Here is a 12,605-nt window from a genome sequence, read left to right as displayed (position 1 = left end):
CACCAGCCGATGTTAGTGTGTTCTTTAATTCACGATTACATATTAAATGTACGACCCCGATGGAAACTGGCCACTATTGGGATGAGTATATTTATTACTTTAGTGTCAGCATAAATGATTATGATTCATTCAATTATGCACTGAAGCTTGCGACAGAGGCAGTTGGTTCAGGAAAGCAGCTCAAGCTGTGGGCTAAGAGCAATTCTTCTTTTAATCCGAGTGGTTGCTCAAGCAGTAATTGTCGGAAGTTAACGGCGATTAGTTTATTGAGGTAGGTGGTTGTTTCGTAGCGGAGCTACGAGTTCATTTCTTTTGCATGGCCAAAAGAAATCGAACCAGCCGAACGTTTGCGAGACAATGTTGGTACGACGACCTTTTAGGGTGAGACTTAGATTAAACTTTAAGCCACCCCCCACCTTTGGGGCAGTTTTTTATAAAAGTGCCTGTAAGTGGGGAGGTGGCTTCTTAATATTTATATTGAGCTTATTGTATTCCCTGAGAGAAAGTCTCAACAAAGTTTTTAAACTGCTCTTTAACTTGTTAATGCGGACTATCACGTTCAAGGATTTTTAGTGGTGATTCTTACAACTCATCACGAAGTGGTGAAAGACGGAGTAATCGTTATGTTTTTTTTTAAAGTACAGTAATAGGTCATTATGTTAATCAGGAAAAAATATGCGATAATATGAACATCGGGGTTTAACTTAACAACTTCCAGCCGATGTAAAACAATTCTGGTAAAGCGTGACGTCTTCATTGCCCCAGATGTTCCTGCTAACATTTTCTTAAACGGGGCTGGAGATTAGAAATGTCTAACTTTATTCAAACCAAACCTGAAATGTCGAGCGCTTTTGGCAGCTTGTCTATGCGACAGGATCTTATCAATCACTCTGTAACCATAGGTTTAAAAGATTGGTCATTGTGGGATCTAGATACAGAACAAGTCCAATTTTCAAAATCTATCATTCATTTTATTCAACCAGATGGTGAATTGGTAGGGTTGAAGGTGTTCTCATGAGCTCGCAAACAGATGTTCAACCTAGAACGACTACTAAACAGATTCAATTCGTTCAAAACGATATAGAATTTATTGTCGACGTAACCTACACACATGACAATAAGCTACCACGAACGTGGGATGCTAATGTACTAATACCCGATGGTATGGAAACTATCAACTGTTACAGGACAGGGCTTATTGCCTGGATGTCAACGATCAAAACCTATGTTCTAGAACATGATAATTCAAATGTCGATCAAGACTGTGAGAAAAATATCCATGACGATATTGTGGCTAGAGTGACACACAATTATTTTAATAGAGACTCTATCCAAAAATACAAAACCATCATCAAAGAACATCATCAAAAAATTGATGAAAAATATAAAGGTGAATTGGCAATTTTATTGGAGGAGAAGCGAGTTGCAAACCAAAGTTACAAAGCAGGTGAAATAAGTCACAGTAAATATCAAGACGCTATAGATGCAGAAACCGATTTAAAGAATAAGGTAGAAAATCTTAAACGAGAATACTCTAGTAAGTATTTTAATTGTGGTTACAGTGGTTTTCATTTTGAGTGTGGTAATTTAAAAGATATTTATTGTGGTTCCTAAAACAATAAACTGTTCTGAACTAAGCACTAAAATATATATCTTAAGCCAAGAAATTACGGCCTACAAATATTTAGTAAATGAAGTGTAAGGTCTAATAGTAAGCCCCGACTGATGTCGGGGCTTTTCGATATTTAATAATCTTATAAAAGTAGTGTCTTAAAAAGAGGTTTATTTCAGTAAGTAAAAAAGCGCTTCAGAAAACCAGATAGTATTTCATTGCTTTCACCTGGCACTGCAGGGATAGCACCCACCCCATTTAAAGTAAATTCTTGCACTAAGTCTCTAATTTCTCTTGAAGGTTCTGCCTTCTCGAAAAAACAAAAAGTGTTGCCTGGGTACATGACTATTGAAGAAACACTGTTATATATCGCATCTAAATACGTATGCATTTTATATATATCATCATTTTTGAAATTTTTAATTAGATCATTATCTGAGTTTATAAATGATTCAGTTCGATATTTGGCATCGAAGTGTGTAATTTTACCCGTTTCAATATTTGTAACACTAATGTCTGGTCTGAGTGTGGTTGAGTAGCTTCCAGTGTTGGTATTAGAAAAGGTTTTATTATAAGCAACTTCATATTCATCATTTTTGAATATAGTTGAATTTTTTATCTCTCCATTTTTAATGATGCTTTGACTTCTTGTAACAGTAATTGCTTCACCAAGAATATGATATGAAATTAAGTAAAAACACCAAATTTCATAAAGTGTTGATATCTTCTTTAAATCTACACTTAGCCCATCAGAATAATCTTGATAAATATGCTTAATTGAAAACAAAGACATTATATAGGTAGAGAAAATATCTCTATAACCATCTCGGCTTGAGAGTACAGTAGAGTTAGTACTCAGTGTTTTTAAAGTAGTAACATCTGCAAAAAAAGCATCGTTCAAATAAATTCTGGCTTGCTTTAGTAGTTCATTAGCCTTTTCTTTAATTTCATTTGAGAGAGAAGATTTCGAGGTAATTATTTTGAGTGATATCTGCTCTGTATATTGGAAAAAGAATTTAATAAACCTATTTTCTAGAGAGTTGTAGCTTAGATAGTTGATGGGTAGTTCTATTCTTGGATTACCACTAGTATTTACAACGTTATTTGGATCATTAGTCAACATTCCTTTTTTATTTAGAGTTTGTAATATTGAAGGCGTAACACTTCGCACATTCCAAATGAAATCTGTTTTGGTTTTTGATGCTGCTTTCAAAGATGGATTTTGTTTAATTTTCTGGAAATGGGTTTTTATACATTTTTCTTTTGGGGCGCTAAAAAAAACCTGATGTAAAAAAATTAATTTGTTGATGCTATCTTTTTCTATTTCTAACCAATCAGTAGTTCTTGCAGCATAAGCTGTTGATGAATATGAAAAAGATATTTTTTTTGAAATTAAATTCAAGTCGGAAATGACTAATTCTAATTGTTCCTTTCCTGACAATTCTGGGCTAAATTTATTTGACCTTACATCATACTCTTTGTCAAAAAGTCTAATTTGACCAATATAATTTTGAATTTTTAATTCGGCTGTTTTATTGCCTCTTATCCAGTTCAAGTGCTGACTTATCTTTGAGTTTGTTAGGAAGCTGATAACTTCAATTTCTTCAGGTGATTCTAACTCGATAAAATATGATCTATTCTCAATAAGTCCATAATCAGTAACTTCCTCATGTGTTTTTATATCTGTATATAATTTAAACATAAATATATTTATTCAATGAAATTTGCAAAGCCTTGAGTGGTTAAATTGTTATACATACGGATAAGTCTTGTTAAACTCCTTGGAAAATCAGTATCGTCTACGATAATGTTTTCAATAGAACCGAGATCAAAATCATTTTCATCAACATCACTACCAGACAGAGCATGAATTAGCTTAAGGATGGGTTTGTTAAGTTTTTCATAGTTTCCATGGAATTTTGGTAGTATTTTTTGGACAATTTGTATATCTAAAGCAACAGTTTCAATATTGCCCGCACAAGTAGCATGACTTTTAGAATTAATAATAAAGTGAGAGACTTCAGCAATAGTTCTGTATCCAAAATGCATATTGAACTCTTTAAGTATTCCAAGAGTCTTTTTGATCAATGCTAGTGTGTCAGCTTCAAGTTCGGCTGACATAATTAGTTCGGACTTAGTATATTTAGAGTAATCAGGAATACTTGTTAGTTTTAAGCCTCCTTCAATTGGTTCATCACCAAAATAGACTTCATTTATTTCTAATACATTTGCACGGTCAAGTACTTTGGGGCTAAACATATATGTAGTGTCATCTATATTAACAGTACCCGTAACATAGAGGTTTAGGGGAATATTTATAGTCGATGATATCTCATCATATTCTTGATCGTCAGTTGGTATAAAATCATGACCTGCATATAAGTTAATACCTTCTTGAGTTACAGTCCCATCAAGTTGTTTATCTCTACTTTCAAGGCAGCTTAAAAAATCACTAAAGTAATGTTCAACTTTAGATAAATTCATTTCATCTAGAATGACAAAAAATGGGGTTTCAGGATGGTCAGCGGCAAGCAGCATAAACTTTAATAGCTTCGTTATGTTGTATTTTTGAGTTAAGGGATTGAAGTAACCAAATAACTCAGATGAGTCTGTCCAGTTGCTTTTTACCGATATAAAGCATTTTGTATTTATGTTATTAATTACTTCTCTTTCATTTACTTGATTTTCTTGAATGATATTTTCATCATTTACAGAAGTAATTTTAAGCACGTGATGCTCAACTTTTTCTAACTTAATTACATCGCCTATGTTGAAGTTTGCAGCAAAATACCCTCTACTGTCATATTCGTTTATCTCACCTCTTTTTGACTTAGCTCTTATGCGTACTAAAGGACTGTTTGCTCTTTGAAGATAAAGCCCCATATCTAATTCTTGATTATCATGTGAGATTATTTTTAAATTTATCGGATCGCAGATATTACCACCGTCATTGGCAGTCTTTTTTTCTTGAATTGCTTGATTAATCATTTGCATGTCATCATCTTCAAGTACTGAGGATAGTTGGTTGAATTTCAAATTAGCCCTACCATCTCCATTAGCCAAACCATCTGTGACTGTTAAGAGGATATAGCCATTATTAACTGCAATGTCAGGTATTTCCTCAGGTTGCGCAGGCACAGGGTTATTTGGAATATCAAATAATTGCGCTATTTTGGTTTTTCCTGTCCCTGAAATACCAGATAAAATAACAAATGGTTTACTTGCTAAAGATAAGGCATATCGAGATAAAATCTCATCAGAAAAAACGTATCCTTTATCGCTATAATTATTAAAAAAATCTTCAATTGGCACTGTGTTTGATTCTCCACTGATACATTACATTTCTTACTTTCATTTATACCATAAACAAAATGGATAATATCGATGAGCATTAGAATAACTTTATTCAAAAAACCTATAATATCCCATCATTATGTCGTAACTGTGTATAATGTTTCCTATCAGTTTCGGTTCATAATAATAGGTTACTCATGGATGATTTAGTTCGGTTGGATGTCGCAGCAAAAATAATTGGTGTGTGTACTGAAACATTAAGACGATGGGATAATAGTAAACAGTTAGTAGCACACAGAGGAGCCAACGGTTATCGCTATTATAACTACAAGGACATACAACGTCACATACCCTCTAATAAAGCAAAACCTTTCATAAAGTGGGCAGGAGGAAAAACACAACTTCTCCCCGATTTAATGACAAAAGTCCCTGAAACATATGGTGATTATATTGAACCCTTTTTAGGTGGTGCAGCATTGTTTTTTGCGTTACGACCAACTAAGGCTAAATTGAATGATTCTAACCTGGATCTAATTAATACATACAAGACTGTTCGTGATGAGCCTAAATTATTATTAGTAAATTTGTTAGAACACAAACTCAATCATAATAAAGAATACTACTACTCAATAAGGTCTATCGATTCTGATAATTTAAGTGATGTTGAAAAAGCAGCTCGATTTATTTATTTGAATAAAACTTGTTTCAATGGCCTTTATAGAGTTAATAAAAAAGGGGGATTCAATGTCCCTATTGGTAGCTATAAAAATCCTGGGATTGTAGATGAAGAGAATATATATGCCTGCAGTGAGGCACTTCAGGGTGTAGAGTTGTTCTCAATGGATTATGCGGAATTTATAAAGAAGCATGTATCTAAAAATAGCTTTGTATATATTGATCCCCCGTATATTCCTCTATCTGAATATTCTGATTTTGATAGGTATACAGCTGATAAGTTCCGAGTAGGTAATCATATTGATTTAGCAAGAATATATAAGGATATGGTTGATGAAGGGGTGCATGCAATTCTTTCTAATTCATCTGCTGAACTCACAGAAAGGCTTTATTCTGATTTTAAACAGGAAAAGGTTTTAGCTAATAGGTTTATAAATAAGGATCCTAAGAAAAGAGGAAAAGTTGAAGAGCTTTTAATTTTACCTAAAAGAGAAACGGAGATATCTTTCCCATCAACGAGATATATGGGAAGTAAGAGTAGATTGCTTCCTTATATTACAGAAGTATTAAAAGAAGATAAATCAAAGACTGTTCTTGATGCTTTTAGTGGGAGTGGAGTTGTCAGTTATCATTTGAAGCAATTAGGCTATAAAGTAACTTCAAACGATTTTCTTACTTATTCATCATCTGTCACTACAGCTTTAGTTGAGAATAATTCAATAATATTAGATGCCGATGATATATCAGCCTTATTAAGTCGAAATAGGCGATCTAAAAAATTCATCCAAACCACTTTTAAAGATTTGTATTTCTCTGATAAAGATAATGAATTTTTGGATAATACACTCGCAAATATTGCTGAGGTTTCATGTAAATATAAGAAGGCAATTGCATTGTCTGCTATAGCTAGAGCTTGCCTTAAAAGAAGACCCAGAGGTATTTTTACCTATGTTGGTTTTAAATATGATGATGGTAGAAAGGATTTATCTTTTTCTTTAAGAGAGCATTTTATATTTTCAATTAACGAGTTCAATAAGGCAGTTTTTGATAATAAGAAAAAAAATATTTCCTATAATAAATCAATAATGGATTTAGAAATACCATCACCTGACTTGGTTTATTTAGATCCTCCATACTTCTCTAAGTTCTCTGATAATGATTATGTTAGAAGATATCATTTCATCGAGGGTTTGTGTAAGAATTGGGAGGGAATTGATATACAGGAAAATACTAAGACGAAGAAATTCAAGAAATACTACAGCCCATTTCATACCAAAGATGGGACTTATGAGGCTTTTAAATTTATATTTGATAAATATAAAGATTCAAAATTTTTGGTGTCCTATTCGTCAAATAGTCTCCCGGATAAAGATGAGCTATTTTCTATGATGGAACAAATTGGAAAACAGGTTTCATTAATGGAAATTGATTACACATATTCGTTTGGCAACCAAGGTACGAATGTGGGTAAGGGAAACTCTAATGCACAAGAATACTTATTTTATGCTGAGTAGGTAATAATGTCTAAGTACAAAAAGCATGTGGAAGTAATCGATATTGACTACAGATATAGTTTTGCTAATCTAAAGCATGGTGTTCGTAACAAAGTACAAGAATATCTTTTTGAGGGGTTCTAAAAAATGCTTTGGCATATTGCAAATACAACTGTTAGAACACCATATCGTTTACATGATGCTCTTCTTGCCTTAGAAAATTCTCCTTTAAATGGGAATTTATCAGGCAAAGAACAAGAGAATGCTTTTGCTGCTTTGTTACATAACGAGGGCGTACTCGATGCGCCACGTGTTCAAGCAGGAGAAGATGCTTCTGACCTTGGCCGTAAATGGCGAGTAGCTTTATCACAATTAGGATTCATTACTCCACAACTAACTCGTGGAACTGAAAACGGTATGATTGATCCTGCTCTTTTACCTTCGATACAACATATTGAAGAGTTATCAGGGCGATCATATGAAATTACGCCTAACGGCTATCGTTTGGCTAAAGCTGAGATCATCACCGCTCAACAAGAATGTTTTTTGAGGTCATTAGCAATCTATACAATTCCTTCTATTATGGAAGGAAATTATAAATGCGAAGCCTTTTCTCCTTTACATTTTGTGCTTTGTATCATGCGCGATCTTGCTAACAACGGTCAGAGAGAAATACTTACTTTTCAGGAATTTGCACTTTTCGTACAAACCTCAACACCTGCAGATGGATTAGATTTAATAGTTCAAAGTATTATCCAGTTTCGTGAAGGGAGAGAACAAGCAAAAGGTAAAGTAAGAGCTTATGATAGAGTTATTTATAACAAAGTAGCAGCACGAATAGATAGAAAAGCAGCAACACTTAATGACTATACGGATCTTTCATTTCGTTATTTAAAATCCACAGGAATATTCCGGAATGCAGGGCGCGGTATAGCCCTTTCTCCTTCTCGTGCTGCACTCGCGGAGTTATTGAGAGAAGAGGAACACCCAAAGCTCTCAAGTGAGGATTACTTATCTACTTTATGGAGAGGTTCAAAATTACCAACGGATAATGCTGCCGCATCTTATTCCGTTATAACTGATCTTGCTGGGCGACTCAGAAAAAGGGGAATTCTCGTAGATATTCCATCAACGACCACTCCACTTCCTGACCTTGAAAACATAAGGCACACCTTTGAAGTATATGTATTACAGCTTGAAGAACAAGAATATGCCAATGATCAATCAGAACAACTCGATGAAATAATTGCATGGTTAGAAGCGATACCAAAACGAGGTTCCGCAAAATTACCTAATGGGGAGACTGTTTCTGTTCCACAAGGAGAAGCACCCGCATATCTTGAATGGGCTGTATGGAGGGCTTTTTTAGCAATAAATTCTTTATCTAATACACCATGGGAAGCTCGACGTTTTCAAATAGATCAAGATTTTTTACCTGTCCATCATGCACCTGGCGGAGGTGCAGATATGATTTTTGAATTTGAGGAGGTAATTATAGTTGCCGAAGTTACTCTGACATCATCATCAAGGCAAGAAGCTGCAGAAGGTGAACCAGTACGCCGTCATGTTGCGCAATTTTTGGAGTCAACCAATAAGCCCGTTTATGGTCTATTTATAGCTGTTCAAATTGATAGTAATACAGCACACACATTTCGTTCTGGTGACTGGTACTTGCCTGATGATACTAAATTATCACTCGATATTATTCCGCTTACACTCTCTGATTTCAAAGATTTATTAGTTTCTGGGCGCGATAGAATGAGTGAAATGCCTAATATATTGCGTCAGATATTAATTGAATGTCGCGCTAAAGCTAATCAAGATGCGCCACAGTGGAAAGATTCAATTAGCTCTATCGTCCAACATGCATCAAATAATAAAATGTTATAAAGATGAATTTCAGAAGGCAGATGAAATTTTCTTCACAATAAGAACCGTTTAACAATAAATAATGCTTATAAATTTTATATATTAAAAATAAGACATATGGCATTTTTCTACAAAGTAACCAATCCCATATAAGAATGCTACTTTTCTGTTCGAATCAAAGTTGATACCAAATATTTTTACAGGACTATATTTGCTAATTGAAGAAGTTAGGTCTCTCGTTATACCGACCTTGTATGCATTCTCAATTGTTAAACCATGAGCAACCGCCTCTTTTTGTAACTTAAGATAGCCGTGACGTTCATTAAAATGAAATGTAGGAAATATGAAAATCGCTTAAAAGTAGAGCGGGGGCAGGGTAACTAGTTTTCATAGAAATAATAATAAGAAAATAGAAACGTAAGGTAGTTAATTTAATTAAGTATTTACTGTTTATCTAAATTTTGAGATTTCAATTTATATCTAGTATAAGATTTAACTAATCGTGGGTTTAATGAAACAACTTCCAGCGCGATTTAAAACAATTCTGGTAAAGCGTGACCATCTTCATTGCCCCCAGATGTTCTTGCTAACATTTTTTCTTTTTGGGGCTGGAGATAAAAATGTCTACTTTCTTGTTACAAAAAAAACTCCCTGCTGAAAACTGCGCAATATGCGACAAACCCCTTGATGACATTGGTGGTGGTCGTTTAATTTCTCAGAAATTTAGGGGTGTTGCTTTATCATCTAAAACTGATAAAGCTAACAGTCGCTTTACTAAACATAATCCAAAAAGATATTTTAAGCTTTTTGAAAATGAAAACATTTATTTGGAGCTCTGGGGAGAGAAGAACAAGTGGACGGATGAGGCGATTGAAAGAGCGAAAGCTGATTATTTAGATGGTAATCAACCGTGGTTTTGTCAGGTCTGTGGAGAAAGAAAGTGCAGTAAATGTGGTTCACCCATTAATTATCCGATGGGGTCAGATGTTATTTGTTCATCAGGTTGCAGTTCTCATATCCCTGTTTTTCCATTTGATCCAGGCTGTATCAATAAAGCGTGTAAAAAATTTAAAGTATTCCCAAGTAATCAATAATAAAAGGATCTAAACAATGAATAATACAAACGAAAATTACGACATTATTGGCGATATTCATGGCCATGCAAGTACGCTGATTCAGCTACTTACAGACTTGGGGTATGAAAGGGATGAACAGGGTGTTTTCTTTCATCAAGAAAGAAAAGTTGTATTCCTTGGTGATTTTATAGACCGCGGTACGGAAGAGGCATTGGTGATAAATACTGTAAAACCTATGGTTGATAACGGTCACGCTTTCGCAGTTATGGGAAACCATGAGTTTAATGCGATTTGTTATCACACGAATCATCCGGAAACAGGTGAACCATTGCGAGAGCATAATTATGATAGAACCAATGAGCATGAGGCGTTTTTGGCTGAGTATCCATTAGGAGAGGAAACAACTACTGAGGTTATTAACTGGTTTAAAACACTGCCGATCTACCTTGAGCTGGATGGTTTTCGTGCTATTCATGCATGTTGGCATGAAGATACACTAGAGGAGATTAAGCCTCACCTTAATCCAGACAATACCTTATCAAATGATCTGTTCATTAAAGCCAGTGAAAAGGATAGCGCTGAATATGATGCTATCGAAATACTTCTTAAAGGTATAGAAATATCTCTGCCAGATGGTTTTCAATTCTCGGATAAACGTGGGAAAGTACGAACAAGGACGAGAATCAAGTGGTGGAAAGAAGGTGCTAAAACCTATCGTGATTATTCGCAAGTTCCTAAAAATCAGTTACATAATATCCCTGACATAGTCTTGCCTGAAGCCACTATTGATCCTGAGTATGTAGCAACTAATAAGCCTGTTTTTGTGGGGCATTATTGGTTTACTGGTGAACCTGAAAAACTTAAAAGTAATGTTGCTTGTCTCGACTACAGTGTCGCTAATAAAGAGAAATTAGTGTGTTATCGCTGGAATGCGGGTGATACAAGTCTATCGAATAGTCAGTTTGTGCAGGTTGACTGTGTTGAAAACAGTAATGACTTACAGTAATGCTTATTGGCTGTTTCCTAATGGTGAAATTAGAGAACTTGGAACAGAATCCCATATATCGCTGGTGACTAAAAACCCTGAGGATTTTGGTTTAAGTCGTAAAGAGATTGAAGACTGTTACCAAAAGCATAATGAGAAGTTATGGACTGAGAAAAAAGCCAGAGAAGAGATCATCTTTCAGTTGTTGGATAAAGGTTTTATTCGCGTAAGGCTTTATCCAAATAAATACTGGTCTATCAGCGCTAAAGATTGGTGTGAAGACACTAAAAGATTGCTCGTGAAATGGGCCGAAACGGCAAAAGCTATCAAAGTTGTAGGCCAATATATGAATGTTGTCATTGCAACTTATGATCGCACTATCCGTGACTATACGGTTGAGGATCTATGTTTGGGCAAGCACTTGAAATAACAATTTCGTTATTTAGCTGTACTGGCCAGAAGGGCATATAAAAAAACCGCCCCAAAGTAGGGGGGTGACATTACATTAAAGCCATGCCTACTTTTTTTCTAGATTGGTTCTTGCAGTGGTTCTTTATTCGTTTTTTGACGTATCCAGTTCATCGTTTTGAAAACGGGGGGCTGTTGTGCGATTTTGCGTAATAATCTAAATTTCCCCGGGAAGTCAGCGAATACGACGCCGACTAAAATAGTTAAAATTCCCTGTCCTGGAAGCATTAGCATAAATATGCCTGCAATGATTAAGAACCCTCCGAGTATGTTTTTCGTAAGTCGTATCGAATAATAAATTAATGGGTGTGTGTCTCGGGTTTTCGAAATATGACGTGTTTCATCGGTAAAGTAATCGCTGGGTAAGCGTGTGATTAACCATGGAATAAAAATCAGGGATAGTAAGAATAACACCAGAGAGGCAACAGCAAGTGCTATTAACCATTCAGGGTTAAAGGGGAGTTTATCGATTAAGTTCTGCATTATGTGGAATCTATTTTATGGTTGTTTTTGTAAGGAGTCATCAACTATTAAAAGTGTCATTAACGTTTGAAGGTGCACCAACGTATAAAGAATCATCAATGTATAAAGAGTTGGATATAAAAAGGCCAGCACCACTAACAACCTGAAAAATAAGATGCCCATTATCTGATCGATAATAAATCAAAGAGTTCAGCGTCTTTCTATTTATTACTCAGTTTATAACTCAGTTTATAAAGTTGCTTATAAATAGAGTTTTAAAAATATGTGTAAAAACGGTCGCACTCTAGATAAATTCAAATTCCACGTTCAGCAGATATATTTTCTCATCGATAATTATAATCTGTGCTTTGTAAACATCTCTGATTAAAATGATTTCTATTTCGATAAATCATTGATAACTATTTCAATTTTCTCTGCACCAAACTGCCTTAATCTAAACTTAACAATGACTTAGCGAAATCGCAGTTTAAATTTGTATTTTTTCCGATTTATACACAAGTAAAAAAGCAAGCATTAAAATGTCATAAAAATGTAACATCCGCTCTATTTTTGCTTTTCTTGCTTAATAAGTCTCTGTAAGTTATTGAATATTATAGATTAATAGTAAGTGGTTAAAAATTAAGCAATTAGTAAAGCGCCTGTGTGTAGCA

The 12,605-nt window shown here is 34.7% G+C and carries 10 protein-coding genes; 7 read left to right on the top strand and 3 right to left on the bottom strand.

Annotated elements, in window-relative coordinates; genetic code table 11:
• Positions 1-808: 808 nt before the first annotated feature.
• Positions 809-1,018 (top strand): hypothetical protein, encoded by a 210-nt coding sequence (locus tag EV695_RS11090; RefSeq protein WP_131905980.1) that lies wholly within the window; start codon positions 809-811, stop codon positions 1,016-1,018.
• Entirely contained in the window at positions 1,015-1,614 is a 600-nt protein-coding gene (locus EV695_RS11085) for a hypothetical protein (RefSeq protein WP_131905979.1), read from the top strand. The genes EV695_RS11090 and EV695_RS11085 overlap by 4 nt, the downstream gene beginning before the upstream one ends.
• Positions 1,615-1,787: 173 nt before the next feature.
• Here EV695_RS11085 and EV695_RS11080 read toward each other — a convergent pair whose 3' ends face one another.
• On the bottom strand, positions 1,788-3,314 hold the full coding sequence (locus tag EV695_RS11080) for a DUF2357 domain-containing protein (protein WP_131905978.1): 1,527 nt from the start codon (positions 3,312-3,314) through the stop codon (positions 1,788-1,790).
• An 8-nt stretch (positions 3,315-3,322) separates the two neighbouring features.
• Positions 3,323-4,924, bottom strand: a complete 1,602-nt coding sequence (locus EV695_RS11075; protein WP_131905977.1) for a hypothetical protein — start codon at positions 4,922-4,924, stop codon at positions 3,323-3,325.
• A 179-nt stretch (positions 4,925-5,103) separates the two neighbouring features.
• Between EV695_RS11075 and EV695_RS11070 the strand changes: the two genes are divergently transcribed.
• From EV695_RS11070 to EV695_RS11050, 5 genes are all read left to right on the top strand, one after another.
• Positions 5,104-7,095, top strand: a complete 1,992-nt coding sequence (locus EV695_RS11070) for a Dam family site-specific DNA-(adenine-N6)-methyltransferase (protein ID WP_131905976.1) — start codon at positions 5,104-5,106, stop codon at positions 7,093-7,095.
• Between the two features lie 126 nt (positions 7,096-7,221).
• Positions 7,222-8,964, top strand: a complete 1,743-nt coding sequence (locus EV695_RS11065) for an AlwI family type II restriction endonuclease (RefSeq protein ID WP_131905975.1) — start codon at positions 7,222-7,224, stop codon at positions 8,962-8,964.
• Positions 8,965-9,563: 599 nt separating this feature from the next.
• Positions 9,564-10,037, top strand: a complete 474-nt coding sequence (locus tag EV695_RS11060) for a hypothetical protein (RefSeq protein ID WP_131905974.1) — start codon at positions 9,564-9,566, stop codon at positions 10,035-10,037.
• Between the two features lie 16 nt (positions 10,038-10,053).
• Entirely contained in the window at positions 10,054-11,025 is a 972-nt protein-coding gene (locus EV695_RS11055; RefSeq protein WP_131905973.1) for a metallophosphoesterase, read from the top strand.
• Entirely contained in the window at positions 11,012-11,434 is a 423-nt protein-coding gene (locus EV695_RS11050; RefSeq protein WP_131905972.1) for a hypothetical protein, read from the top strand. Before EV695_RS11055 ends, EV695_RS11050 begins: the two co-directional genes overlap by 14 nt.
• 98 nt (positions 11,435-11,532) lie before the next feature.
• Here the strand turns inward: EV695_RS11050 and EV695_RS11045 are convergent, their stop codons facing one another.
• Entirely contained in the window at positions 11,533-11,955 is a 423-nt protein-coding gene (locus tag EV695_RS11045; protein WP_131905971.1) for a PGPGW domain-containing protein, read from the bottom strand.
• Positions 11,956-12,605: the final 650 nt, after the last annotated feature.

Source organism: Cocleimonas flava, assembly GCF_004339015.1.
In the GTDB taxonomy this organism is placed as follows: domain Bacteria; phylum Pseudomonadota; class Gammaproteobacteria; order Thiotrichales; family Thiotrichaceae; genus Cocleimonas; species Cocleimonas flava.
The sequence above is the reverse complement of the archived record's forward strand: the minus strand, read 5'-3'. Positions and strand labels throughout refer to the sequence as shown.